We start from the raw sequence: 24,364 nt of genomic DNA, 5'->3' as shown, positions 1-24,364 counted from the left end.
CGGAAGGGGCTTGTTTTATTGCGGGGTCCGATTAATGGAGACGCGGATTGACCACAATGTGGGGTAAGGAGGTGATGGCATGCGCAAGCAGTATTGGGGCGCATTTCTTTTTGGCGTCGGTGTGACGGGGATGTTGGACGGCATCATTTTTCATCAATTGTTGCAGTGGCACAGTATGGTCATGTACCATGCCAAACCCGACCAAGTGGTGAGTGACGGCTGGTTCCATTTGGCCATCACATTTGTGTGGTTTGCGGCCACGGTATTGATTTCACGGAGCGATCCGCTCATAACGCTAAGAGAACGGCGACGCTTTTGGGGATATTTTTTGCTGGGCGGGGGGTTGTTCAATTTGCTAGAAGGGGTCATCAACCATCATTTATTGGGTGTACACCACGTTCATGAGTATGTGCCCAACCCGCTTGGCTACGATTTGTTGTTTGACGCAGGGGCGTTGGTGATGATTGGCTGGGGTTGGTTGCTTGTGCGCAAGGGCGCAGAGAGATAGAACGTCATCAAGCCAATTCATGCCGATCCAAGCTAAGTATCAGTGGTGCGGCCAAGGTTCATTTATGCACAGATGGATCATACGACTTTGCCTTATCCAATAGATGGATAACATCCGCCTAGGACTGGGTAAGCTAACCCCATCAGCCATTATGATAGGAGGGAATCACCGTGGAGAATAAGAAGAAACAGAATGACCTGGCACAAGAGGACACGGAGTTTGCAGAAGAGGTTGGATTTGACGACAAACAACAGAACGTCTCTGCTGCCATTTATGAAGCGCACAGTCAAATCGGCGAATCGAAAGTGAAGCGACAAGGTGAATAAACGCGTACCATCGGCCCCCAAAGGGGCTTTTTTGATGGAAAGGTTTTCACTGATAAGCGGCGAAAAACGGAGGAATATCACTCATGCGGCATGCGGATACTGAAATTATCATTTGCAATGCGAGAGGTCGGGTGAAATGGAAAAAGTCGGAGTAGCGTTGAGTGGCGGCGGTATCACCAGTTGTGCCCATGTCGGGGTGTTGAAAGCGTTGGAGGAGCACGGCATCCAAATTCATGCCTTGGCCGGGACGAGTTCGGGGGCGATGGTTGCAGCTCTGTATGGTTACGGATTGTCGGTGGATGAACTGACGGACTTCGTGCCTGCCTTTACACGCGATGTGCTCGACGTAGATTACAAAGCGCTTATATTCAAACTGTTGCGTGGCGACTTTTCCCTTCCGGGCCTGTTTAAAGGCAAACGGCTTCACCAATTGATTGCCCATAAAACGAATCACGCGAATATGCGGGAGATGCGATTGCCAGTCGCCCTGGTGGCGGCCGATTTGAAATCAGGTAAAAAGGTGATCTTCGCATCTCACTCCATGCGATCACCTTGCCCCGATTCAGAAGTAGTAACGGACATTCCCATTGCCGTGGCTGTCCAGGCCAGTTGCTCCATCCCCTTGCTGTTTAAGCCGGTCGAATACGGCAACCGGGTGTTTATCGATGGAGGCGTGATTGACAACTGTCCGGTCTCTGCCTTGCATGCGATGGGAGCGGAGCGGGTCATCGCGATTAACATGGTGTCGGCCGCAGCGGTTGACACTTCTTTCCCGACCTGCTTATCGGTGTTGAATCGGGCGGTGAGCATCGGTTTGGCCCATCAAATCAAGCACGTGACCGGACAAGCGGATCTGGTGTTACAACCAGAAGCCAACGCTGTGGGCATGTTTGATTTTGACAAGGCGTTTCACTGCCTGCAATTAGGATATGAGTATGCTTTGCGGGAAATGGGCCAGATCAAGCAGATATTGCAACCGCGCCTAGTGGACGATCCAGTGTAGGAGAAAGGGCCTAACGGCTGCCAAGAGGCGGGGGAAGCGCCTTGATTTGCTAGCGCAATTACGTGAACGATTTGTTACATCTCGCCGCAATGCGTTTCTCTCGTTAGTAGGTAGGGAAAGCGTACCATGGAGATAAAATGCGCAAGCTTGAAAGGGGACCCATGATGGACCGACACGCGTTATCGATTGATCCGGCCGTTGTTGAGCATCTCGGCGCAATCATTGCGGCAGGAAAAATGGACCAGCACCACCGCTTGTTGGGAGAAGGATTGAGCGGCAAGGTGTATGAATTTGAACACTATGCGGTCAAAGTATTCAAGACCGATCCCAGCGAAAAGGGGGATGCGGTGTTATTGGCCGAGCTACAAGAGCATCCCGCTTTTCCCACGCTCCACTATAAAGAGGACCAGTTTATGATTGTGGACAAGGTGAGTGGATATACATTGGGACAAGCCCTGAAAGCGGGCGAAAAATTGACCGAACGGCAGTTTAGCCAGATTGAAGAAGCGATTGAACGGTGTTACGGCCAAGGGATCATACCAGATGACTTGCACTTGAATAACATCATGATCGATCAGGACGGGCAGGTCAAAATCGTGGATGTGGGCCGTTTCTTCTACACCGATCACCCCGCCGCTCACAAAGGGGAATTGGCTGAAGACTTGGAAGCCCTAAAATATCATTGTGGATTGTTTGTTTTTTTCTCATCATCGAAATGGAAACGGAAGCGCCGATACTACTCTTCTTCTGACTATCGCCGTCACTGGCGTCACAGCTACTCTTCCTCGCACCGTCGCCATTACTCTTCCTCCGACTGGCATGTTCGCCGCCGCAAACGGTATTCGTCCTAGTGCTCCCACAAGGGGGCTTTTTTTATTGAGTGAGGAATTATTGTAAGTTAAAATGTATGTTTAACGGCACGTTATCCAAGGTGCCGAAAAAGATAGAATAGGGTGGTTTAGTTGAGTGAGAGCAGAGTTCAGGCTGGCCGGAACGAGGATATTCTCAAACGGGAATTGACGAGCCGGCAATTGATGATGATCGGGCTAGGAAGCGCTATCGGCACGGGTTTGTTCATGGGATCGAGTTTGTCGATTCATTATGCGGGGCCGGCAGTGATCCTCAGCTATCTGGGCACCGCGTTGATCGTGGTGATGATGGTTTATTGTCTAGCGAACATGTCCATGGTTCACCCCACCGCAGGTTCGTTCGGGGTTCACGCTGAACAGGTGTTGGGACCATGGTTTGGCTATCTTGTTCGATATACGTATTGGGCGGCCAACGCCATTACCATCGGCGGGGAAGCTACTGCCGTTGGCCTTTATATGAAGATGTGGTTTCCTGGCGTGCCGACATGGATTTGGGTTGTAGTATTTGCACTTATCATATTCATGGTCAACGCCATGTCGGTGAAAAGCTTCGGTTTGTTCGAATATTGGTTTTCTACTGTCAAGGTGTTGGCGATCATTGGATTTGTCATTCTCGGGGGCAGTCTCATTTTGGGCGACCCGGCACAGAGCTTGAGCAATTTGCGGGCACAGGGAGGCTTTATGCCTCATGGATGGTCCGGAATCTGGATGGGGATCGTGATGGCTACCTTCAGTTTCATGGGAACGGAGATTGTGGCCGTAACCGCGGGTGAGGCCAAACACCCCAGACAAGTGTTGAAGCAATCGATGAAATGGATGGTCATTCGCCTCATTCTCTTCTATGTCTTGGCGATGGCGGTGATGCTGGCAGTGGTGCCATGGAATCAAGTGGGAGGGGATGCGGTCGATCAGAGTCCGTTTGTCAAGGTGCTCACCCTTTTGAAGATTCCGTATGCGGCGGGGATAATGAACTTCATTATCCTGACGGCGGCGCTGTCCACCATGAACGCCAATCTTTACGCTTGCACGCGTATGATGTTTTCCTTAGCTCAAAGCGGCTTTGCGCCGCGCGCATGGGGGAAGGTCACTAAGCGAGGGGTTCCCCTGCAAGCGTTGCTCGTTTCTTCGTTTGGTTTGGGGATTGCGGTGCTACTCAACATGCTGACGCCAACCGCGTACAACACGATGTTTGGTATTTCGATTTTTGGCGGCATTTTCACGTGGCTCATCATATTTGTAACTTATTTTTGCTACCGGCGGCAGGCGGAAGACAAGCTGTCGTTGATCGCTTTGTTTGGGGCGGGCGCGCTGGTGTCCATCCTGCTGACCATGTTGTTTCATGAGATGTGGATGTACGCGATTATCACCGGTTTGGTGTGGGTGACTTTGTTGAGTATAGCCTACGGATTGATGAACATCAGAAAAAGGCAACAGGAACAAGCGCCTTCTTAAAGGAGGCGCTTGTTTGTATGTCTCGGCTGACTAGGGTGTGTCTGGCAAATCAAGTTGGTGGGGAAGAAGCGGCGGAAAAACCTTTTCTCGAGGAGCGCCGATGCACAAGTGAAGCGAATGAGAAAATGGTTTTGGAGCCGCTGGCCTATTCATCAGACACGCCCTAGGGTGCCTGATACACCTTCGCTCTACCGCTTATGTAGATGCTAGCCGTCGTCAGCCCAAGGACATGAATTCTTCCACGGAATGGGAAATTTCGCGCACCAAGGCGTCCAGAAGTGCTTTACCCTTTGCCGAAGTGGCCCGGGAAGGGAATCCGATCGTTCCGGTTGGGGTAAACGCCTTCATTCCTACTACTTCTAACAGCGGTCGCCGAGGCGTATCCACGTCGATCAACTTGTCCGTTTTGACCACGCCGTCGGCAAACAAGTGCATAAGCAGAGACGTTTCTGCCTCGCCGGCGTGCATGTCTTGGCTCAGGCTGACAGAGATGCCTGCCTGCTGGTAAGCGCGCTCCCAATGTAAGCGCTTGGGGGCTAGCATGACCCGATGACCGTGCGCGTTCAATTCCTGCGCAATATTGTGGAGAAGGGCATTGCCGCCATGTCCATTGACTATCACGCAGCGCGGGATGCCGGACTGTTCCAGTGAGTGAACGACATCCTGCACGACAGCGGTGATGGTGGTCACCCGTAGGGAAACCGAGCCAGGAAACCCGCTGTGTTCAAATGAGGCTGAATAAGGGAGGGCTGGCACCACATAAGCGGGGGCGAACCGTTCCGCCAACCGTTGCGCAACGATGGCGGCGATAATCGTATCGGTGTGAATCGGTAGATGGGTGCCGTGCTGTTCTGTGGAACCGATAGGAAAAAAAGCCAGCTCCATATTGACACATTCATCCCAGGAAGGGAACGGATTCATATGATCACCTGCGTTCTCACAAGATTTGTACTTGCATTGTATCACACTCGGGAAAGCAGGTGGCGGTGGGTGTGAGCCTTTTCATTCGGCCTGCCATCGTTGTCTGTTACCGTTTAGGAAGAGAATTTGTCACCGAATTGAGATATTGACATCTCCTATCAGGAACTATACATTTGATTTAAACGCATGTTTAGAAATAGGGTGTCATAAGCCGCTATTGAAACGGCATTTCCATAACATTCCTCAGCTTCACAGGAGGGCTGGCCGGGCTCTTGTCTGTGCAGAGCATTTGTTGTGCATCGGGGTCTCGTTTGCACAAACAAAGCATTTGGAGGATGTGTATGTGAAATTTATCACATGCGACTAGGTGTAACTGTAAAATGAACGCCTTTTATGACAAGATCTGGTTTTACCATTGGAACTGCTGTGGCAAACTGTTTACCAACGAAGGATGAGAAGAGAAAAGAGGTTTATCCAATGAAATCTTCATTCAATGATACGTTTTTGCGGGCTTGCCGTAAGGAGCCGACCCCTTATGTTCCGGTCTGGTATATGAGGCAGGCTGGGCGCTATCAGCCAGAGTATCGGAAAATCAGGGAGAAGTACAGCTTTTTTGAAATGAATTACATACCTGAAGTGTGCGCGGAAGTAACGAAGTTGCCCGTTGATCAATTGGGCGTGGATGCAGCCATTTTGTTTGCTGACATCGTCACACCGTTGAAGCCGATTGGCGTTGATGTTGAGATCCGTTCCGGTATCGGGCCAGTCATTGACAATCCGATTCGCAACACTGCCGATGTTCGCCGCTTGGGAGAATTGGATCCGGTTTCAGACATCCCTTTTATCACGGATGCTGTCAAAATCCTGGCCAATGAGCTTCGCGTCCCCCTCATTGGATTTGCGGGAGCGCCGTTCACTCTGGCCAGTTACATGATTGAAGGCGGTCCATCAAAGAATTATTACAAAACGAAAGCGATGATGTTCACCGCGCCAGAGACCTGGGCGTTGCTGATGGAGAAGTTGGCCGATATGACCATCACATACCTGCGCGCGCAGATTGCGGCCGGAGCCAAAGCGGTTCAGGTATTTGACTCCTGGGTCGGGGCTGTGAGCGAAGCCGATTACCGTGAATTCATTTTCCCCACGATGCACCGGATTTTCTCCAGCCTCAAAGACACCGGTGTGCCGCTCATCTACTTTGGCGTGGGCACCGGTCATTTGTTGCGGTCGTTCAATGAGTTGCCGGTAGATGTGCTTGGCTTGGATTGGCGGGTCACCATCACTCAGGCGAGAACCGAATACGGAGTGGACAAGGCGCTGCAAGGGAATCTGGAGCCGGCCTTGCTCTTGGCTCCATGGGAAACATTGGAGAAAAAGGCCAAACAAGTGTTGGACGAAGGCACGGAACAGCCCGGTTACATCTTTAACTTGGGGCATGGCATCTTCCCGCAATGCAGTGTGGAAACGATGCAGAAATTGACGGCATTGGTGCACAGCTATTCACGCAAAAACGGGGAGATGATCGTGTGAAACGGAAAAAAATCGGAGTGCTCCTGATGGCTTATGGCACACCGCGGAGCAAGTCGGAGATTGAGCCGTACTATACGCATATCCGCAGGGGGAAAAAGCCACCCCAAGCATTGTTGGATGAACTGACTGAGCGGTATGAAGCGGTTGGCGAGATCAATCAATTCGCCAAAATCACTGAAGCGCAAGTGGAGAAAGTTGTCGCTGATCTAAACCAGCGTTTTCCGGAAGTGGAGTTTCACGGCTATCTGGGTTTGAAACACATTTCTCCGTTTATTGAAGAGGCGGTGGAGCAGATGGCCCACGACGGGATCGAAGAAGCCGTCAGCCTGGTGTTGGCGCCGCATTATTCCACCTACAGTGTGAAAAGCTACAACAGTCGGGCTGCAGACAAGGCAGAAGCGCTTGGAATCAAGCTTCATAGCATCGACAGTTGGCATGATGAACCCGCATACGTGGAGTACTGGGCAGATCAGTTGCGGGAGCTGTTCGCCTCGATGCCGGCGGAGGAAAAAGAACGTTCTGTGGTGATTTTTTCGGCACACAGTTTGCCAGAGAAAATCTTGGCCCTGGGTGACCCATATCCCCACCAATTGCAGGAAACGGCGAGATTGATCGCTGAGCGGGTGGACATCCCTCACTACCGGATGGGATGGCAAAGCGCGGGACGTACACCGGAGCCTTGGCTGGGCCCTGATGTGCAGGATTTGACACGCGAGTTGCACGAACGTGAAGGATTTACTTCCTTCATCTATTGCCCCATCGGGTTTGTAGCTGAGCACCTCGAAGTATTGTATGACAATGACATTGAGTGCAAAGCGGTGACTGACGAGTTGGGGGCGAACTATTACCGGCCGCCGATGCCTAACGCCCGACCGGAATTCATCGCTTGTTTGAGCGGGATTTTGAGCAAGGAACTCATTCGCAAAGGAGCCATCTGAGAAGCCATGAGTCGACCAAAGAATCATGTCGCCATCGTGGGGGGCGGCATCACCGGCTTAACCGTTGCTTACTACTTGCATCGGGAAATAGAAGCCAAGCGGTTGCCGATGCAATTCACGCTGATTGAGTCTAGTTCCCGATTAGGCGGGAAAATTGACACGTTGAGGCGGGACGGCTATGTCATCGAAAAGGGCCCGGACTCCTTTTTGGAGCGGAAACGCCACGCCACCCAGTTGGCCATGGATCTAGGATTGGAAGGCGAATTGGTCAACAATGAAACGGGACAGGCTTTTATCTGTCATGAACGCGAATTGCACCCCATTCCTGAAGGGTCTGTCATGGGGATGCCAACGAAGATCGAGCCATTTTTGCAATCGGGCTTATTGTCTGTGCCAGGTAAGGCACGGGCCTTGGAAGATTTGCTTCTGCCCCCAGAAGAGATGGCTGGCGACCTGTCTGTCGGGGACTTTTTCCGTCGGCGTTTTGGTGATGAGATGGTGGACCGGGTGATCGAACCTTTGATCTCCGGCGTGTACGGAAATCCGATCGACCATCTCAGTTTGTTGGCCACTTTTCCGCAGTATCACCGGCTCTTGATGGAGCACGGGAGCCTGATCAAAGCGATGCGCAACACCCGCCCGCCCCGCACCTCCAAGAGAAAAAAGGGCATGTTTCAAACGCTCCGGAGCGGGCTTGGTACGCTAGTCGAACGAATCGAGGCCTCCCTGCCGGCTGCTTGTGTGCGAAAGAACACGGAAATCATTCACTTCACTAAGCTGGAAGAGGGGTATCGGTTGGCATTGAGCGACGGGGGCACCATCGAGGCCAGCCACGTGGTGTTCACCACACCACATCCGGTGACGCGGCGCCTGTTGCGCCCTTATCTTGACTTGCCACCGATTGACATGTCTGAACCCACCTCGGTGGCCACAGTTGCGCTCGCGTTTCCCAAAGAACAAGTGCGCGTCTCTGTTCAAGGCACTGGCTTTATCGTGCCCCGTCAGGCGGACTTGTCCATTACGGCCTGCACTTGGCTTCACCAAAAATGGCCTCATACCACGCCGGAAGGGAAAGCCTTGCTCCGCTGTTTTGTCGGCCGGCCCCAAACCGACGAAATCGTCCACCGCTCCGATGAGGAAATCATCCAAACGGTGCTTGCTGATTTGCGCCGGATTCGGGCGATGGATATCAGCGGTGAACCGGAGTTCACTTTTGTCCACCGCTTTACAGCATCCCGGCCACCATACGAAGTGGGACACCCTTATTGGGTGGAGCGCACCATGGGCCAAGTGCGAGAGGCGTTGCCCAATGTCTTGCTGTCCGGTTCCTTCTACAGAGGCGTCGGCTTGCCGGATTGCATTCAGCAAGGCAAAGAGGTTGTCGCTGAGCTCGTCGATGGCATCGTCACATCGGAAGCGACTGACTGTCAGACATTTATTTCTCTATATTAGATTGACAGAGAAAGCATTTTCTTCGCACCGGCCTTGCCGAAAGAATACCCCCTTATGCGCCAAGTCGTTTGGCTGGAGGGGGTATTTTTCTTGTCCGATCTTCAGTTTGGGCTGTTTCTAAATGGGAAGATGATGTCATCCGATTTCAGCGGATAAAAGAACCCCCCGCATCCCGAATACTTTTGGGACACGGGGGTTTTTTATGCCCGCCGCGCGAAGTCGACAAAGCGAAATTTGTCGGGGCGGTGGCGGGATTCGGAATACTGGAACAAGGTGTTATCCTCCAAGTGCACATAGTTGCGCACGACGGCGATCATGGGGTATTGCTTGTGATCGAGCCAGGCTTGGTCTTCTTCGGTAATGTTCTCAATGGTGATAAATTTTTTGGCGAAACTGATGCCCACCGTTAGCGTTTGATCCAGGTATTCATAGATGGAGTCTTCGCAAATCTCCACGGTAAGCGGTGGGATAAAGCTTCGAAAATAGTCTTTGTCGAGGATGATTTTCTCCCCATCGATCTCGCGCACCCGAATCACTTCCCAGACCTCTTCGGTGCGAGAAATGTTTAATTGCGTGGCGATATAAGGGGACGGCCTGCCCCGTTTGAGCGAAATCACTTTCGTTGTCGCGTTTTTCCGCATCCGTTTGGTCAGTTCTTTGAAGCTGACCAGTCCGGAGACGGGGAAATTGAATTTGTTGACATGTAGGACAAAAGAGCCTTTGCCTTTGATTTTATGGATATATCCATGTTGTGAGAGGAGGTGTAGGGCCTTGCGCACCGTTTCCCGCGAGGTGCCATATTGCACGGCCAACTCGTTTTCTGACGGGAGTTTACTGTCGGGCGGCAAGGTGCCCTGTTCGATTTGATTGACCAAATCATGATAGATTGAAAGATAAATGTTATCCAACACAGGCTCTTCCTCTCAATTGGCAGTGAGTCGATAGACGATTGATTCATATGGTCGCAATGGCAACTGTTCCCTAAAGGCGGCGGAATCTGGATAGTTGGAGAGCAAAATTTCTCCCGTCCATCCTTGGACAGAAGTGAGCACCTCCTCCGGTACGGTATAAGAAAGGGCCCGCCCGCCGAACAGATTGACCACGAACAGCTTTTCATTGTCACCATGGCGCAAGTACGCGTAGACTTCAGGATGGTCGATGTCGACGCATTCATATGTGCCGGTGGTGACAATGTCCAGCTCTTTGCGCAAACGAATCAATTTCTTGTAATGATAAAAGATCGAGTCGGGGTCTGCAAGCGCCTGTTCGGCATTGATTTCCTGGTAGTTGGGCGCGACCTTGATCCATGGCGTCCCTGTCGTGAAACCGGCATGTTCCGTTGCGTCCCATTGCATGGGCGTGCGGGAATTGTCCCGTGATTTCTGGCGAATGATTTTCAGCACTTCCGCTTCGGAATAGCCCTGATCCCGCAGAATGGACACCATGTTGTGCGTTTCCACATCGCGATAATCTGCGAAAGAAGTGAAGTCGGGATTCGTCATGCCCAATTCTTCGCCCTGGTAGATGAAGGGGGTGCCTTGCATCAGATGGAGTGCGGTGGCCAGCATTTTGGCTGAGGCCACACGGTGGGTTTGATCATCGCCATAACGAGAGACGATGCGCGGTTGATCATGGTTGCACCAGAACAGGGCGTTCCAGCCGCCGCCTTTGGCCATGCTCGTTTGCCAATCCGCTAAAATCCGCTTCAAAGCCAGAAAGTCCATCTCACCAACGGCCCATTTCTCACCACCCGGATAATCTACTTTCAAATGATGGAAGTTGAACGTCATATTTAGTTCGCCGTTGTCCGGATGGGTATAACGGATGCAATGGGGGATGGATGTGGAAGACATTTCCCCTACAGTCATCATGTCGTAGTGGACAAACACTTCCCGGTTCATCTCCGCGAGATACTCGTGAATCCGGGGCCCATCGGTGTAAAAACGGCGCCCGTCACCCGGGGGGACAGAGCCGTCGTCATCCGGGAAACGCTGATCTTTTGACAACAGGTTGATGACGTCAAGTCGAAAGCCGTCCACGCCTTTGTCCAACCACCATTTCATCATTTTGTGGATGCGGCGGCGCAACTCCGGGTTTTCCCAATTGAGGTCGGCTTGCGTCACATCAAACAGGTGCAAATAATATTGCCCAGTTGTATGGTCACGCTCCCAAGCAGAGCCGCCAAATTTGGATTGCCAATTGTTGGGTTGGTCGCGCCAGATGTAGAAGTCACGGTAAGGGTTGTCTAATGAAGCGCGAGCCTCTTGGAACCATGGATGTGCGGTGGAAGTGTGGTTAACCACCATGTCCAAGATGATTTTCATATCGCGAGCGTGGGCCTCTGCCAACAACGCTTCAAAATCATTCATGGTTCCTAAATCCTCATGGATCTGATAATAATCGCTGATGTCGTAGCCGTTGTCCCGCAAAGGCGAGCGGTAAATGGGAGTCAACCATATCACATCGACGCCAAGGTTTTTCAGATAATCTAGCTTTTCCATGACGCCACGCAGGTCGCCCACACCATCGCCAGTGGAGTCTTTGAAACTGCGGGGGTAAATTTGGTAGACAACGGCTTTACGCCACCATTCGTTCATGATATCACCTGTTTCATTGCATGATTTCTTCGATTTCTGCTTTGATGATAGAAGATTTCGTACCGAAGACGGCTTGAATGCCATCGTTCACCTTTAGCACACCCGATGCGCCCAACCGTTTCAACGCTTCCTCGTCGACTTTGGAGAGATCGTGGACACCGACGCGCAACCGGGTGATGCAGGCATCTAATTGGCGGATATTTTCTTGTCCACCCAATGCGGCGAGAATCTGGGAAGCGCGTGAGCTTTCCGCCTCGGCGTTGGGTTGTTCAATACAAGATGCCGTCTGTTGTTTGGCACGATAGTCCTCTTTAGTGTACAGCTTGGTTTCTTCCCCGTCATCTTCCCGACCGGGCGTTTTCAAGTCCCACTTCAGAATGAGCCATTTGAACACAAAGTAATAAATGACTGCAAACACGAGCCCCAGCCCGATGGTGACCAGCCAAGCGTTAGAGTGATTTGGCAGGCTGTTGAATAGGATAAAGTCGATCAAACCAGAACCGCCCGCAAAGCCAGCGTGCATGCCAAGCGCATTCATGAGGCCGAATGCCAGCGCTGTCAATACGGTGTGCGCGGCATACAGGACGGGTGCAACAAACAGGAATGTAAATTCCAGCGGTTCGGTGATGCCGGTCAACAGAGCGGTGATGGCTGCCGCAGCCAAAAGTGACTTGGCTTTGCCTTTTTTCTCTGTCTTGGAAACTTGGTACATGGCCAGGGCAGCTGCGGGCAAACCAAACATGACGGGAATGAATTTACCAGCAATATAAGTACCACCAGTGATGGAAATGCTGGCGTCTTTCAATTTGTCGATCACTTGAGCGATATACACGTTTTGGTCCCCAACGACGCGGGCGCCGTCCAAAGTGGTGTAAGCGCCGCCGATGTCCGTGAACAGCAGGGGAGTGTTGTAAATGTGGTGGAGCCCAAATGGAATCAACAGTTTTTCTAGCCCCCCGTACAGACCGACGACTAACGGATTGGTGTGGTTGGCGATGAAGTCACCTGTTGCCAACACCCCAAGACTGATTTGCGGCCAAGCGAAGAACAAAATGACAGCGGTTACAATTCCGCCGAAAGAAGCGACGATGGGTACCAGCCGTTCACCGCTGAAAAGGGAGATGGCGTCAGGCAGTTGCACCTTATGAAAGCGGTTGTATAAATAAGCAGTCAAAAACCCGATCAAGATGCCACCAAACACCCCGGTTTGCAAGGTGGGAATGCCCAATTCGGTGCCCAGCATCCGTTCATTCAGCTTGACGCCTGTGATATCGATCAAGGCCCCGATGGTGGTGTGCATGATGAAAAAGGCGATAAGTGCGGAAAAGCCAGCCATGCCGCGATTGGTCCAAGTGATAGCGATGGCGATGGCAAACAGAACGGGCAAATTGTTAAAGACCGCTTGTCCGGCGCGTTGCATCAGTTCTCCGACAACTTGCCAAGCATCGCCTGCCAAGAAGGGGAGAAGTTGTTGCACATTGGGATTGAGGATGACGCCGCCCAGTCCCATCAAGATCGAGACAAGGGGGAGGATAAGCACGACAGCCATCATTGCGCGGCCGATCCGTTGGAAGAAATCAAAAGTAAGTGTGCGCTGCATGCAGGATTCGCCTCCTGTTGTTTAAGATTTTTTACGTGCTTGTCGCATCCTTTCGCATTGGCAAAGGAGGCGAGTAATGGAGATGGCCCTTTTAGGCGCATGGGACATGAAAAAGGGTTTTGCACCATGGTACGGCAACAAGAATCTGGAGAAGGTTTTGAATAATTAGACGATCGCTCGTTTGCCGGCGGTGTATAGATGGGCTTGGTTAGGTGACAACATGTGCTGGAGCTTTGGCTCCTCCAGAGGTTGCCTCCAAGCTGTAACCTGTATATACAGGTTGATTTCATTTTAGACCTGTATATACAAGAATGTCAATATGAAATGAAAAGGATGACAGCACGATGGGTCGGTTTAAGTGGCATGATGGTCCCTGTGAACGGGTATAAAAAGGTAAAAGGAACAGGCGGCGGACTCGGTGCTGATCTGTTCCTTCTATACATTGGTGAAAGCACCCTGCGACGCCTGTCCAGTGGTCGCAGGGAGGAGGTGCACCAGCACCAAACTCCGGCACAGGGTTAATCCGTCTCTTTCCGGTGCGCCGCTTGCAGATGAACGACCAGTTCAGCTAACAAGTCGATGAGTTGCTGGCTGTTTTCCTCGCCCATGGTGGAGAGGGCGATGGCGATGGGGTTTTGTTCGATATGCTGATGCATGTGCTGAATCAACCGCTGGCCTTTGTCGGTGGTTTCGACATGCTTTTTACGCCGATCTTGTTTGTCAGTCAGCCGTCTTACCAATTGGTGGCGTTCCAATGTGTCAATGATGGGGATGAGAGTGGGAGGCTCGATGGAAAAGACTTCCCCTAAGCGTTTGATGGTGAGCGGTTGCTTGCTGAGCTGCACCAATACGGCAAATTGGCGTGCCGTGATGGGAACATCGTGGCGCATCAACTGCCGTTCCAAAAGATCTTTGCTCAGGCGGATAAGGGTGGAAAGATTTGTGCGAAACGATTCTGTCATGGCGACTAGTTTTTCTTTATCCAAACTTTAACACTTCCTTCGTCTGATTTTGGCAAGCGGGATAAATGGCGAAAAGGGCAAAAAGGGCTGCTGGTCGTTCGCCTCTTTATTTTAACCGATTCAGGGGGAGAAGGGACGGCCGGCAATCACGTGGAGGCGCCGGTGGAAAGAAGGTCGGACAAGGGGGGAGTTTTTGTTACAACGCGCAGGAAACAAGGAGAGAATTTTCGTTTCTTATTTACAGATTTTTTCGTCTTTTGATAAAATAAAATTAATTACAAACGGAGCCAGTTTGCCGCTGGTCGATCCTGTTTGAGAAAGCCAGCGGTTAAAATCACAAGCAAAAAGGGAAAAGAACTCATTCTATATTATAAAATGACATTGCATCATGCCGGATAAGAAGGGAGGCAGGGGGATGGAGAGAAATTTTTGGGGCAGAGACAACGAGAAATGCCCGCGTTGCGGTTCAAAGATGGTGTCACAAACGGAAAATGACGAATATTTGTGCGATGATTGCGGATACCGCTGGGTAGAGGATTGATAAGTGAACCAAGCTTCTCCTTAGGATTGCGTCGGGAGAAGCTTTTTTTGTGCATTGAATTTGCATAAATTTTATGCATGTGGGGAACAAGAGTGTGGTATAGTGGAGTGTAGTTTACTTATTTTCTTTTATTAGAAAGTGTGGTCGCTATCAAGAAACAACAAGGTCAAGTCGATTTAGATCGAATCGAAGAAAAAAGTAAGAACCCCATGGTAAAAAAATATGGGATTACTTGGACTTTGTATAAGTGTGAGACATGTAAGTTCCTTGCGCCAACTGAAAAAAGCTACCGATGCAACTTCCAGCCGGGACGTCATTACCCGACTTGGGATGCTTGTGGGCTATATCGACCACAACCGCAGGAGCCTACCGAATGAGGTGGGCTCTTGCGGCGTTGGCACATCCGGTGATATTAGTCTGAATTTTATGAATTGAATTAGCGTGCATTTACGCGAAGAATGATCGGCATTCGCGCAGACTGGGCCGCCAGATGTCGCATAAGATAAGACGAAGTGCTTGAAAAGGCCTGACCGGCCTCATCTTGAAATCACGAACAGGAGGGAAGAGATGGGGAAGTTGATCGCACTGGATGACGGGCATGTGCGCTCGTAAGGGCTTTTAAGGAATCTGCTTTGGCACGCAGTCGGTCAAAGGCGCGACAGACCGATCGCCGACAGCTCACCTAAACGGGAAACCGGGAGGGGACAATAGCATGCTGTAGAAGCCATAAGTTGGTTTGCCGCCAAACCACAACTGAATGGCGAGGCGAAATGCTGTGAACGAGGATGAAGGCTAGACTGCTTGAATGACAGCCCGAGCGGGGTCATCATCCCCCCGACGCTTAAGGCGGCTCGCGCGTCGGAAGCCAAAGGATGAACCTATCCGTGCCCTAGGTTCATCTATGCGCCTCTTGGCTTCGCGTCCCCGGTGCGGGGAAAAGGGCGAACGTCACATCCGACATCATGGCAAGCCGTGTCTTTAAAAGCCTAAACGAGGATCACCTACGGCGGGGAGCGGTATGGTGGCCTGTGCGCCGGATGCCCGTTTGCCGCTATGGTGACGGAGTTCCCGTAGTAGTCCGAGGTAGGGAAAGCCTGCCACATGGCGAAGGGGAACAGCCTATCAAGCCAATATAAACTCAGGAAGGAGCGGAACGCTCTTGCAAATACCTGAAGTTGTATTGCGCTGTCTGGCCGCCAAAGAGCCATCCTATCCGTTCAAACGGTTGTACCGGAATCTGTACAATCTCGATTTTTATTTGCTGGCCAGCTCGAAGTTGGCCCAAGGCGACGCACCCGCGAGAATGGATGGGGCCGTCATAGATGGCGTTCGACCGTTAAACATCGACAACACCATTGCGGCACTCAAATCGCTTTCCTATCAACATCGGCCCGTGAAATGGATCGCTGTTCCAACCGCAGAAGGCCGAAAGTGGTTGCATCCGGTTCCAGCCAATGAGGATGCATTGGTATTGGAAGTGTTACGAATGCTGTTGGAAGCGATCTATGAGCCGCATTTTTTGCCTTCTTCCCATGGATTCCGTCCCCACAGAAGTTGCCACACCGCACTGCTGCAAATAAACAGCCAGTGGCAAGCGCGACACAGAGCCAATCTGATCCCGCTTAAAGCGCATGAAATCGTGAGGAACTACCATGCGCATCTGTCGGGGCTGTACCGTTATTATCAACTCGCCCACAATGTGAGTGTGTTAAACAAATTCCATTACATCATGAAGTACAGCTGTTTTAAAACGCTGGCTAGCAAAACCAAAACATCCATCAGAAAAGTGATACGCAAGCATGCAGTTGGGGGGACATTTGCAGTCGTTTACCCAACCGCGGCGGGATGGGCCACGCAACCCTTATACAATGAGGGATACAAAAGGATGAAGTTTGGCACGGACGATCCCGGGGTGGATATGCTTCCAGATGCTTGAGAGCGGGGCAAATCACGGGTCTGAAGAAGGGATGAGCGGTCGAGATAAAAGGCTAGAGAATATAGGTGGAGAGCCGGATACCTTGAGAGGGGTATGTCCGGTTCGGGAAGGGGCTTTCAGGAAACCTGCCGCTTTTACGCGGTAAGGCGCCGGGAGCCTACTTCAACGGGATGAATACAGGCAAGCGGACGCCGCCCATTCCGCAGTTGAACGGGCGGGTCATCAAGGAAAATGAATTTAATCGGGCGGTTGTCCGATATTTAGACGATGAGTTGAAGCGGTGTGGCTTCAAGACCCTGCTTGTGGCTCCGACGGACAATGACACGCCGCTTGCGACGCGCACAGGGCTAGCCAACAAAAAACGGGCTGACCTGTATGTGTCTTGCCATTACAATGCGGGCGGCGGGGAAGTGATTGAGACATACCATTACAAGGGCAGCTCAGCTGGAAGGCGAGCGGCTGAACTTATTCACAAACACGTGAAAACTGCTGTACCGCGCAAGGACCGCGGCATAAAAACAGCTAACTTTTTCGTGTTGCGTGAGACGCGTATGCCAGCTGTCCTGATCGAGTATGGTTTCATGGATGATCCTGGCTTGGAAGAGGCGGCGCAGATGATTGATCCCAAAGTGCAAAAAGCGTTCGCCGTGGCTGTATGATCAGATGAAAGCAGAGGTTGAAGAGTATGAACGGGTCATCCGTGGGGAGTTTGATAAAGAAACGGTCTCCATGAATGAACTCGGCTCGCACCTCATCAAATTACGGCTCTGGAAAGGGATCACCCAAAGTGAATTGGCCAAACGACTTGGCGTATCCCAACCACAAGTAAGCAAGGATGAGCGGTTTGATTATCAAAGTATCAGCGTAGAGAAAGCGAATCGAATTTTGAAAGCCCTCGGAGTAGAAAGGCTGACCATTATTCCGGGTAATGAAGAGATGCCACCAGGATATGAAGAGTTTCTGCAAGCATCCAAGGAAATGGCGGCGACAAAGGAAAAGCAAGCGGGCTGATGGGGTTTCCTTCTAATCATCACCTTTCATACACAAAAAACCGCCTGTTTCTTAGGCGGAATTTTTTTATATGCGCGGCAATATGGTTTTATGACCTTTCTATTTCTTTGGGTTCTGAGGGCTCTTTTACAAGCGAAGCCACAGTTAACCATTATAAAATTACTCGTGATAATACAGACTTTTTTGTGCATGTTTCTATATTACATATGATAATTTTTATTTTAAATAATTACAGAGAAATATTGCGGTTTATTCTTTTTGTTTTGTAATACTTTTGTAAAATTTACTACTTTATAATAACGAAATGGGGGTAATCCTCATTTAACAAACTTTTTTTAGAGGAGTGTTTATATGAAAAAGAAGCTCTTAGGTACAATGTTAGCATTAACAGTCATAGCCGGCTCTTTTGCTTTTTCTGGAGGGAAAGCATTCGCGGAAACGGATGATGAATTGTTGAAAAGGTCTGAAGAAATGGCAAAGTCATATGACTCCGATGCAGCTCTTGATGATATTTGGAAAAACAACCCTGATATAGAGCTTCCAACGGAAATTGGTTCTGATTCTACCAGAGCGGGGAGTTTTTGGGCCTTAGCAACTGGCCGTACACAATTAGAGATAGGTAAAGTAGTTAGTACTACTGCTATTACCAAAGGAAAAGCGCTTATAGCAACCACAACAGCTCAGGCATCGCTCGGGTTTAATGGAAAGTTTGTTGGTAAAGGTGAAAAAAAACTGGCTATTGCATACGCATCAGCGATATCTCACTGTCATACAGGTAAAAAGCCAGGAAAGTGGAGTGCACTTTCGCTTCATTCAGTAAACGATGGAATACATTTGTATACTGGCTTTACTGGTGATAAGAAAATTGTTAAGTAGAAAATCTAAAGGGACATTAGACTGTCCCTTTTTCGTATTTGCTTCATTGAAAAAAGAGGGTGAATGAAATGTTGAGAAGATATATATTGGTCATGATCCTATTTATGTTTTTAATTAGTTGTTCAGACTATAAAAAAGGGGAGTCTCATGTGAATATCAATAAAGATGATCAAACGATTTTTGAAAATGCTCATCACCTTTTTAATGATGTAGGTAAAGTTGTCGAAGAACCAGAAATTTTTAATGTAAATTTTTCGTTTAGACCAGATAAAAAGTGGATTGATACAATATCAGTACAAGGAGAGCGGTTCACATTCCTAAAGAATACAAATCATGCACATGAACTAACGGGGAAATTAATATTCGATAATGCAACTAAGAAAGATATACCATATACGTTGATTGCGCTACAGGGAAACAGTATAGCAAATATAAAAATGAAAAGTGGAGGTTGGAAATCAAGTATTCATGTAATTTCAAAATCTGATGCTACTGTTGAGGTTCCTGTATCTATTCAATGGAATCCAAATGGTGCAGAGGAATTAACTATCTTTCCTATGGAACGAACAAAAAGCATGGAATATCAGAGATACGATGGGTTTAATCTGAGTTTGATTCGTCTTTTTGTCCAAAATGACAAAAGTAGAACACTTGATCCAAAGCTAGTAGAAAAACAATCTTTCCAAATTCCTGCCAACTTTCAAGAAAAGGGACTGGAACTATATCCAATCCCCTCATTAATTGACGAAAATCATAAACCAACTAAGCTAATACCGAAAAACAACCAGTTTTATATTAAAAATAAAGTTGCAGGTTTACATATGGCTCCAATTCCTTATGATACCCGTGTTAGTTTAATATGGATTGATGAAGATGGGAATACAAAGCTGGTTGCTGAAAGCATACCAATTAATAAAGAGAAGGAAACCATTGTTCCTTTTGAAAAATCGTTGGTCGAAAGTATGAATAAGAATGGTAAGTGTCAGTTTATTATGATTTTTTCAAATCGTAATCGAGAGATTTTAGCAGATGCGATAGCCCTTCAACAGAAGAAAAAAATGGGTCTGACTACTTGGCAAAATGTGATTGAGATATATCCAGAAGACAAATAGAGTTAGTGAGATAATTTATTGTTAGCGGATTGGATATGGGTTTCCTTGGGAAGCTATTTCGATTCAGAACTCTAATGGGTCTTTACCCAAGCGGGTTGATGAAAATAAAACCGCCGGCAAAACGGCGGGTTTTTTATGCTCGACACCTGCTATATCCTCTAATAAAGCACCTGTTTCAATTTCCACCATAATACCTGCTATGATACCTGCTGTATAAAAGGCAGAAAAATGGACAACCCCTTGATATCCAAGGGCTTTGTCGCCTGTGGAAAAATCCAATTTATTATTGCTTCGAATCGGCGGCATATTCCATCCTTTCCATCAATGATTCCATTTACCTTCCTCTCGTTCGCAATCCCATTGCCATTCCGTTGATCCATCGCGTTCGGAGAGCGGAGAATTGCCCCCAGTCATCCCCTCCTCCCTTTCACCACAGCCAAAGGGATCTGTGAGTATTTCGGCGTGCGTTATGTTGATGAAAATCCTCCGCCAATGTATCGGATCACCGTCGATGGGCAGTTTGTGGTGGATACTGCGTATGAGAGCAAAATCACAGAAGCCGTTTCAAATGCTGTTCGCAAACAGGCTAAGAAAATCATCGTGGAGCAACGGGATGATCAGTGAAAAAAGCCCCCCGCGCGGCGAGGGGGCTTGTCACAAGTGAAAGCGATTAAGTTTTTCTTTGGAGATGTATACGCGTTTGGGGACGAGTTGGGCGTTTCTTTTGAACAGCTCCGAGCAACCGTAGGGGTGGCTCATCAAAAAAACAACGCGTGCGCTCACCGCTTTGAAGAGGCGATGAATCAGATGCTGAATGTCGGCCACTTCAAACCCCAACCGATGTGCTCCGCGATAGAGGAAGGTGGTTCCCAACACCACCTGGATCTGGGCGGCTTTGGGGTGCTGGTTGATGTATCGGGTCAATTGAGGGAGGGATGAGCGGACGTTTTTGGTCAGAATAGCGGCCCAGCTCATCGGGTGGCGTGGCGATTGCCTGAGCAGTTGGGCGAGGTAGGCATTGTGGAAGTGCAGTTGGACGTACCAATCTCCGGCTTTGAGTGTGTATCCGTCTGATGTGGTGATTTCCTCGCCCCGGTAACGTTTGATAACGACACGAAAGATATTACGTTTCCTTTTGTCTACATAACGGAGTCGGGTAACCAAATAATACACACGGTCCCAGATCATCCATAAAGAAAGGAGGAGTCGATGGAGCATGGGATCACCTGTTTTCGAAAGTGAGAAAGATTTTAACCATCTTCTGGATGAGAAATAATGAAGGACCCGTAAAACAGGCTCTAATTGAGAAAACGTTTTTCCGCTGGCATGCAGCTTTTAAAATAATGTATTGGTTGAAACACAATCTTCACCTATTTTAACCCGCGGCGGGTGCAAATATTTTTCAACGGGACAACCTTTTCCAGTCTTAATCAGTATTAAGCGTTTTTTTGCAGAAATATAATGATTTCCTATTCCCACTTTTCCACAGCCAAGCTATAATGAGTGAGGTTTGTTGGAATGGGAAGGAGGAACCATATTGTCAGTGTCCTGGGAGATTTTAAACGTGGTGGGCATTTCTGCTTTTGCGATCAGTGGTGCCATCATCGCAATGGAAGAAAAGTATGACCTATTTGGTGCTTATGTCTTAGGTCTGGTTACTGCGTTTGGGGGTGGCGTCATCCGCAACGCGTTAATTGGTTTGCCGACGGATGTGCTGTGGAAGCAAGAATTGATGATCTATGTGGCGTTGGTTGCCATTACGCTGGTGTTGTTTTGTCCCGCGAAGTGGTTTCAATACTGCAAAAAATGGCTTAATTTCTTTGACGCGATCGGGTTGGCCGCTTTTTCGGTCCAGGGAGCTTTGTATGCTTCGGGTAAAGGATTGCCGTTGGTCGCTGTGATTTTCGCCGCGGTGATGACTGGGATTGGCGGAGGCATGATCCGCGATTTGCTGGCTGGTAGAAAACCGCTCGTTTTGCAAAAAGAGATATACGCGTTATGGTCTGTCATCACCGGGGTCGTCATCGGTCTTCATTGGTTGGAAGATGGTTGGCAATTGTTGGCGCTGTGCGTGTTAGTAGTTGCCTTGCGCATGGTTTCAACCATTTACGGGTGGCACTTGCCACGGATTGTCCAAAGAAAAATGGGTTAGTTGGTGGGATGTGCCAACTGACTCATTTTTTGTTTTATTGGTGTTCTGTCAGCTATCCCGCCTCTTTTTACAGGGCTTGCCCAAGCCGAAGAAAAAGATCGGTTGATTTGGTAGGAATTTCAAATAGCTATGTGTAATTATTCTGAGTATGTGATTGGAAGAATTCATGTAAAAAATTGTAAGTTGATGAAAGGAGGTGGCGGAAATCGTCAATTGGAGGCGACGAGATACGAAGGTGGAGCAAATGTGAAATGAGGAATGCTTCTATGTTGATCGAGTCCTGGCGATACATAATGTGAAGTTTTCCTTCTTAATCGAAGAACCCAGTTGATAAGGAGAGTGGTGAAAGTGATCAAGAAATCAGCCATGGAGTCGGAGGGCAACCAACCAGCGCCTGACGTCAAAGCTTCGAACAACCCTCCGGGCGGTTCCACCATTCAGATTCGCACCGTGGTGAGGCGTATCGCGGAAACCATGGCCAAAGAAGCGCAAGCGGGGCCGCTGCATCATGATGACACACCGGTGAAATTGGCGTCGGGGAAAATGGGGGTTGTGGAAACGGCGGAGAGCCAACGCTTGTCGAAACCGGTTCACGCAAAAGAAAAGATTTCTGCCGTATCAAAAAAAGGGCAGAGAGAAAGCCGCGTAACAGGCTCTGTGATAACCCTCCCTCCTGAAACGTATCGGCGGGTTTCTCCTCGAAGGAATGCAAGGCCTTTATTGCCATGGAAAGTGGTCGGGCTCGTTGCTGGATGTTTGTTGCTGATTGGTGTTGGCGTGTACGCTGTTCATACGGTCGGAGCTGACTCCGCGCCAGTGAAGCAAAAGGATGAGCAAGACGCGCGGCATTTCTTTGTTACGGGAGATGATTCCTTGTCCAAAGGGAAATGGATCGGTTGGAAATGGAAACAAGATCCCGCATACGCTTATCCAGCAAATGAATTGCCTGCGCCACCTGCGGATAAACAAGTGTCCAGTTTGGCCGTGGCCAATCGCGGCGCGCAATCCGGCAGCCCTGTTGTTAATCCGCATGATCGAAGGGTGAAAGATGAAGGTCGGATTCAGCGTCCTCAACAACGGCCCCCTGCCCGAGGGACGGAACCGCAAGCGCCTCCCCGTACCCAACCTCATGACGATAATAAGAAGGTAATCGATTTGCCGCCTGTGCTAAAACCGGACAATCAGAATAATCAGAGCGGCAAAGAAGCGGAACCAAAAGTGCCGAAGCAAAAGGGACAAAAAAAGCCTCCCAAAGTGGATCGGGATGACGGAGGACTGTTTGATGTATTTGACGGGTTGTTTGACCTCGTGTTCAATATGGGTACGGTTTTTAGTGATGGTGTAAAAGCAGATGGTTGATGTGTAAAGGGGTGGATTCAAGTTAAATTGACAGAATAATATGTGTTTTCGGTATGCCTTGGGGGAACCCAAGGCTATTTCATTTGAGAGAAAAACCAAAGAAAAAGCCCTTGTGAACAAGGGCTTAGAGGGATTAGTTCAAAAAGAAATTGGTGATTTTTTGTAATGTCGATGGGGCATCTGTTTTGGTTGATACTGACACACTTTGCCATGCGGACGGTGTAGCAAAGGGGATGGAAATCCGCATCACCTTGTTGCTGTCGCCGCTAAGTGTGGTCATGTAAAAATAACTGTCTTGCCGCTTTTCTTTCTCATTGACCGTATAGAGGATTTTGCGGCCGTCTTCAGACCAAATCGCACTGGTAACCGCCTTGTTGTTGCCTGCGGTAATGTTTTTGGGCTGGCTGCCGTCCGCATTCATCACATATGCGTCCGATTGCCCCGCTTTGGTTGAACCATACAAAATTTTGCGACCGTCTGGAGAGAAATGAGGACTGTATTCCGAAGTTTCGCCGCCTCCCAATCCGGTCAGTTGCTTCAGATTGCTACCATCGGCATGCATGGAATAGATATGGGTGAAACCGGACTGGTCAGAAGAATGGAAGACGATCTTGGCACCGTCCGGGGACCAATCGGGTTCAGCATGGCGCACTCCTTCAGCGACGTGGGTGAGGGCTTTGACTTTTTTGCTAGCCACGTCAACGAGATAAAGGTTGCCGTCGCTTTTGGCAAACACGATTTTCTTGCCGTCCGGAGACCAGCGCGGAGATGTGTCATAATTGGGAAAATAGCTGTTAGTTAGGCGCACTTGGTTTTTGCCGTCAGCATCAGCGATGTGCAAGCTGTCGTTTTTGACAAATGCCAATTTGGTTCCGTCTGGGGACAAATCGGCGTTAGTTCCCGACGCCACTTTCCGCATGGATAGTGTATCAGGGTCATACCGGTATATAGTTTGGCTGTTGAGCGGGCCGCCGTTGAAATAGATGGATTTGGTGTTTTGGGCAGCATGGGCGGGAACAAGCAAGGACGCGGTGACAAGCGCCGCGCTAATCAAGCCGAGCGTTTTTTTCACTAGGATTCCTCCTTTCAGTGAGTTGGTTATAGATTTTATTATATCTGATTTGACTGAAATCAACTATTTTCTTTTGAAATAGCCATATATTTTTCATAGAGGGACTTACAATGTCACATACCGTTTTAAACCTTACAATCGGGTATC

The 24,364-nt window shown here is 49.4% G+C and carries 28 protein-coding genes; 20 read left to right on the top strand and 8 right to left on the bottom strand.

Features of this window, described 5'->3' with window-relative positions; all coding sequences use genetic code 11:
• Nucleotides 1-79: 79 nt before the first annotated feature.
• The 6 genes from QQZ12_RS03900 (at nucleotide 80) to QQZ12_RS03875 (ending at nucleotide 4,325) form a co-directional block, all read left to right on the top strand.
• A complete protein-coding gene (locus tag QQZ12_RS03900; protein ID WP_106342656.1) occupies nucleotides 80-508 on the top strand; it encodes a DUF2243 domain-containing protein in 429 nt (142 codons plus the stop codon).
• A gap of 170 nt (nucleotides 509-678) precedes the next feature.
• Complete coding sequence (locus QQZ12_RS03895; protein ID WP_154986331.1) at nucleotides 679-834, top strand: hypothetical protein; 156 nt, start codon at nucleotides 679-681, stop codon at nucleotides 832-834.
• A 136-nt stretch (nucleotides 835-970) separates the two neighbouring features.
• Nucleotides 971-1,837, top strand: coding sequence for a patatin-like phospholipase family protein (locus tag QQZ12_RS03890; RefSeq protein WP_102992745.1), 867 nt, complete (start codon nucleotides 971-973; stop codon nucleotides 1,835-1,837).
• 164 nt (nucleotides 1,838-2,001) lie between these two features.
• Entirely contained in the window at nucleotides 2,002-2,688 is a 687-nt protein-coding gene (locus QQZ12_RS03885) for a protein kinase domain-containing protein (RefSeq protein WP_284724012.1), read from the top strand.
• A 111-nt stretch (nucleotides 2,689-2,799) separates the two neighbouring features.
• Nucleotides 2,800-4,158: an amino acid permease gene (locus tag QQZ12_RS03880; RefSeq protein ID WP_284724011.1), complete on the top strand. Its 1,359-nt coding sequence runs from the start codon at nucleotides 2,800-2,802 to the stop codon at nucleotides 4,156-4,158.
• 17 nt (nucleotides 4,159-4,175) lie between these two features.
• Nucleotides 4,176-4,325 carry a hypothetical protein gene (locus tag QQZ12_RS03875; protein ID WP_154986327.1) on the top strand — a complete coding sequence of 50 codons (150 nt, stop codon included), beginning with the start codon at nucleotides 4,176-4,178 and terminating at the stop codon, nucleotides 4,323-4,325.
• A gap of 49 nt (nucleotides 4,326-4,374) precedes the next feature.
• On the opposite strand, the gene QQZ12_RS03870 is transcribed toward QQZ12_RS03875, so the two are convergent.
• The gene (locus QQZ12_RS03870; RefSeq protein ID WP_223247944.1) at nucleotides 4,375-5,043 is read right to left on the bottom strand and encodes a creatininase family protein; all 669 of its coding nucleotides are present in this window, start codon (nucleotides 5,041-5,043) and stop codon (nucleotides 4,375-4,377) included.
• 513 nt (nucleotides 5,044-5,556) lie between these two features.
• Here QQZ12_RS03870 and hemE point away from each other — a divergent pair.
• From hemE to hemY, 3 genes are read left to right on the top strand one after another with little or no spacing between them, the layout of a single operon-like run.
• Entirely contained in the window at nucleotides 5,557-6,609 is a 1,053-nt protein-coding gene (gene hemE / locus QQZ12_RS03865) for a uroporphyrinogen decarboxylase (protein ID WP_102992741.1), read from the top strand.
• Complete coding sequence (hemH, locus tag QQZ12_RS03860) at nucleotides 6,606-7,547, top strand: ferrochelatase (RefSeq protein ID WP_284724010.1); 942 nt, start codon at nucleotides 6,606-6,608, stop codon at nucleotides 7,545-7,547. Before hemE ends, hemH begins: the two co-directional genes overlap by 4 nt.
• A gap of 6 nt (nucleotides 7,548-7,553) precedes the next feature.
• The gene (gene hemY, locus QQZ12_RS03855) at nucleotides 7,554-8,999 is read left to right on the top strand and encodes a protoporphyrinogen oxidase (RefSeq protein WP_284724009.1); all 1,446 of its coding nucleotides are present in this window, start codon (nucleotides 7,554-7,556) and stop codon (nucleotides 8,997-8,999) included.
• Between the two features lie 200 nt (nucleotides 9,000-9,199).
• Here hemY and treR read toward each other — a convergent pair whose 3' ends face one another.
• Genes treR through QQZ12_RS03840 form a run of 3 tightly spaced genes read right to left on the bottom strand, consistent with a single transcriptional unit; the run spans nucleotide 9,200 to nucleotide 13,196 of the window.
• Entirely contained in the window at nucleotides 9,200-9,910 is a 711-nt protein-coding gene (gene treR, locus QQZ12_RS03850; RefSeq protein WP_102992738.1) for a trehalose operon repressor, read from the bottom strand.
• Nucleotides 9,911-9,922: 12 nt separating this feature from the next.
• Nucleotides 9,923-11,596 carry an alpha,alpha-phosphotrehalase gene (gene treC / locus QQZ12_RS03845; RefSeq protein ID WP_284724008.1) on the bottom strand — a complete coding sequence of 558 codons (1,674 nt, stop codon included), beginning with the start codon at nucleotides 11,594-11,596 and terminating at the stop codon, nucleotides 9,923-9,925.
• 13 nt (nucleotides 11,597-11,609) lie between these two features.
• On the bottom strand, nucleotides 11,610-13,196 hold the full coding sequence (locus QQZ12_RS03840; RefSeq protein ID WP_102992736.1) for a PTS transporter subunit EIIC: 1,587 nt from the start codon (nucleotides 13,194-13,196) through the stop codon (nucleotides 11,610-11,612).
• 333 nt (nucleotides 13,197-13,529) lie between these two features.
• On the opposite strand from QQZ12_RS03840, the gene QQZ12_RS03835 reads away from it, so the two are divergent.
• Complete coding sequence (locus tag QQZ12_RS03835) at nucleotides 13,530-13,718, top strand: hypothetical protein (RefSeq protein ID WP_284724007.1); 189 nt, start codon at nucleotides 13,530-13,532, stop codon at nucleotides 13,716-13,718.
• Here the strand turns inward: QQZ12_RS03835 and QQZ12_RS03830 are convergent.
• Nucleotides 13,715-14,182: a MarR family winged helix-turn-helix transcriptional regulator gene (locus tag QQZ12_RS03830; protein WP_106342652.1), complete on the bottom strand. Its 468-nt coding sequence runs from the start codon at nucleotides 14,180-14,182 to the stop codon at nucleotides 13,715-13,717. The genes QQZ12_RS03835 and QQZ12_RS03830 overlap by 4 nt on opposite strands.
• Nucleotides 14,183-14,351: 169 nt before the next feature.
• On the opposite strand from QQZ12_RS03830, the gene QQZ12_RS03825 reads away from it, so the two are divergent.
• From QQZ12_RS03825 to QQZ12_RS03795, 7 genes are all read left to right on the top strand, one after another.
• Nucleotides 14,352-14,474: a hypothetical protein gene (locus tag QQZ12_RS03825; RefSeq protein WP_262983034.1), complete on the top strand. Its 123-nt coding sequence runs from the start codon at nucleotides 14,352-14,354 to the stop codon at nucleotides 14,472-14,474.
• A gap of 99 nt (nucleotides 14,475-14,573) precedes the next feature.
• On the top strand, nucleotides 14,574-14,699 hold the full coding sequence (locus QQZ12_RS03820) for a hypothetical protein (RefSeq protein ID WP_259435595.1): 126 nt from the start codon (nucleotides 14,574-14,576) through the stop codon (nucleotides 14,697-14,699).
• A 1,159-nt stretch (nucleotides 14,700-15,858) separates the two neighbouring features.
• Entirely contained in the window at nucleotides 15,859-16,635 is a 777-nt protein-coding gene (locus QQZ12_RS03815) for a group II intron reverse transcriptase/maturase (RefSeq protein WP_102992733.1), read from the top strand.
• 170 nt (nucleotides 16,636-16,805) lie between these two features.
• Nucleotides 16,806-17,294 carry an N-acetylmuramoyl-L-alanine amidase family protein gene (locus tag QQZ12_RS03810; RefSeq protein WP_284724006.1) on the top strand — a complete coding sequence of 163 codons (489 nt, stop codon included), beginning with the start codon at nucleotides 16,806-16,808 and terminating at the stop codon, nucleotides 17,292-17,294.
• A complete protein-coding gene (locus QQZ12_RS03805) occupies nucleotides 17,254-17,646 on the top strand; it encodes a helix-turn-helix domain-containing protein (RefSeq protein ID WP_284724005.1) in 393 nt (130 codons plus the stop codon). Before QQZ12_RS03810 ends, QQZ12_RS03805 begins: the two co-directional genes overlap by 41 nt.
• Nucleotides 17,647-17,997: 351 nt before the next feature.
• A complete protein-coding gene (locus QQZ12_RS03800; RefSeq protein ID WP_284724004.1) occupies nucleotides 17,998-18,522 on the top strand; it encodes a hypothetical protein in 525 nt (174 codons plus the stop codon).
• Between the two features lie 149 nt (nucleotides 18,523-18,671).
• Nucleotides 18,672-19,634 carry a hypothetical protein gene (locus QQZ12_RS03795; RefSeq protein WP_284724003.1) on the top strand — a complete coding sequence of 321 codons (963 nt, stop codon included), beginning with the start codon at nucleotides 18,672-18,674 and terminating at the stop codon, nucleotides 19,632-19,634.
• 63 nt (nucleotides 19,635-19,697) lie between these two features.
• Here the strand turns inward: QQZ12_RS03795 and QQZ12_RS03790 are convergent, their stop codons facing one another.
• The gene (locus QQZ12_RS03790) at nucleotides 19,698-19,940 is read right to left on the bottom strand and encodes a hypothetical protein (protein ID WP_102992728.1); all 243 of its coding nucleotides are present in this window, start codon (nucleotides 19,938-19,940) and stop codon (nucleotides 19,698-19,700) included.
• Nucleotides 19,941-20,096: 156 nt separating this feature from the next.
• Here QQZ12_RS03790 and QQZ12_RS03785 point away from each other — a divergent pair, with 156 nt between their 5' ends.
• Nucleotides 20,097-20,258 carry a hypothetical protein gene (locus QQZ12_RS03785; RefSeq protein WP_189318845.1) on the top strand — a complete coding sequence of 54 codons (162 nt, stop codon included), beginning with the start codon at nucleotides 20,097-20,099 and terminating at the stop codon, nucleotides 20,256-20,258.
• A 30-nt stretch (nucleotides 20,259-20,288) separates the two neighbouring features.
• Here QQZ12_RS03785 and QQZ12_RS03780 read toward each other — a convergent pair whose 3' ends face one another.
• Nucleotides 20,289-20,852, bottom strand: coding sequence for a YkoP family protein (locus QQZ12_RS03780; RefSeq protein WP_123827451.1), 564 nt, complete (start codon nucleotides 20,850-20,852; stop codon nucleotides 20,289-20,291).
• A 325-nt stretch (nucleotides 20,853-21,177) separates the two neighbouring features.
• Between QQZ12_RS03780 and QQZ12_RS03775 the strand changes: the two genes are divergently transcribed.
• Nucleotides 21,178-21,786 carry a trimeric intracellular cation channel family protein gene (locus tag QQZ12_RS03775; RefSeq protein ID WP_102993852.1) on the top strand — a complete coding sequence of 203 codons (609 nt, stop codon included), beginning with the start codon at nucleotides 21,178-21,180 and terminating at the stop codon, nucleotides 21,784-21,786.
• A 348-nt stretch (nucleotides 21,787-22,134) separates the two neighbouring features.
• Nucleotides 22,135-23,145 (top strand): hypothetical protein, encoded by a 1,011-nt coding sequence (locus QQZ12_RS03770; RefSeq protein ID WP_102992726.1) that lies wholly within the window; start codon nucleotides 22,135-22,137, stop codon nucleotides 23,143-23,145.
• Nucleotides 23,146-23,278: 133 nt separating this feature from the next.
• On the opposite strand, the gene QQZ12_RS03765 is transcribed toward QQZ12_RS03770, so the two are convergent.
• Nucleotides 23,279-24,217 (bottom strand): TolB family protein, encoded by a 939-nt coding sequence (locus QQZ12_RS03765; RefSeq protein WP_284724002.1) that lies wholly within the window; start codon nucleotides 24,215-24,217, stop codon nucleotides 23,279-23,281.
• Between the last annotated feature and the right edge of the window lie 147 nt (nucleotides 24,218-24,364).

It is taken from the genome of Laceyella tengchongensis (assembly GCF_900182735.1).
GTDB lineage: Bacteria > Bacillota > Bacilli > Thermoactinomycetales > Thermoactinomycetaceae > Laceyella > Laceyella tengchongensis.
This window is presented reverse-complemented; position numbering and strand designations above follow the sequence as displayed.

Excerpts from the sequence above, each read along its gene's own strand:
- QQZ12_RS03835 (WP_284724007.1), top strand. The coding sequence starts at position 13,530 with ATGACAGCACGATGGGTCGGTTTAAGTGGCATGATGGTCCCTGTGAAC.
- treC (WP_284724008.1), bottom strand. The coding sequence starts at position 11,596 with ATGAACGAATGGTGGCGTAAAGCCGTTGTCTACCAAATTTACCCCCGC.
- QQZ12_RS03890 (WP_102992745.1), top strand. The coding sequence starts at position 971 with ATGGAAAAAGTCGGAGTAGCGTTGAGTGGCGGCGGTATCACCAGTTGT.
- hemE (WP_102992741.1), top strand. The coding sequence starts at position 5,557 with ATGAAATCTTCATTCAATGATACGTTTTTGCGGGCTTGCCGTAAGGAG.
- QQZ12_RS03820 (WP_259435595.1), top strand. The coding sequence starts at position 14,574 with ATGGAGAGAAATTTTTGGGGCAGAGACAACGAGAAATGCCCGCGTTGC.
- hemY (WP_284724009.1), top strand. The coding sequence starts at position 7,554 with ATGAGTCGACCAAAGAATCATGTCGCCATCGTGGGGGGCGGCATCACC.
- QQZ12_RS03900 (WP_106342656.1), top strand. The coding sequence starts at position 80 with ATGCGCAAGCAGTATTGGGGCGCATTTCTTTTTGGCGTCGGTGTGACG.
- QQZ12_RS03875 (WP_154986327.1), top strand. The coding sequence starts at position 4,176 with ATGTCTCGGCTGACTAGGGTGTGTCTGGCAAATCAAGTTGGTGGGGAA.
- QQZ12_RS03885 (WP_284724012.1), top strand. The coding sequence starts at position 2,002 with ATGGACCGACACGCGTTATCGATTGATCCGGCCGTTGTTGAGCATCTC.
- QQZ12_RS03800 (WP_284724004.1), top strand. The coding sequence starts at position 17,998 with ATGAAAAAGAAGCTCTTAGGTACAATGTTAGCATTAACAGTCATAGCC.
- QQZ12_RS03840 (WP_102992736.1), bottom strand. The coding sequence starts at position 13,196 with ATGCAGCGCACACTTACTTTTGATTTCTTCCAACGGATCGGCCGCGCA.
- QQZ12_RS03790 (WP_102992728.1), bottom strand. The coding sequence starts at position 19,940 with ATGCCGCCGATTCGAAGCAATAATAAATTGGATTTTTCCACAGGCGAC.
- QQZ12_RS03780 (WP_123827451.1), bottom strand. The coding sequence starts at position 20,852 with ATGCTCCATCGACTCCTCCTTTCTTTATGGATGATCTGGGACCGTGTG.
- QQZ12_RS03810 (WP_284724006.1), top strand. The coding sequence starts at position 16,806 with ATGAATACAGGCAAGCGGACGCCGCCCATTCCGCAGTTGAACGGGCGG.
- QQZ12_RS03870 (WP_223247944.1), bottom strand. The coding sequence starts at position 5,043 with ATGGAGCTGGCTTTTTTTCCTATCGGTTCCACAGAACAGCACGGCACC.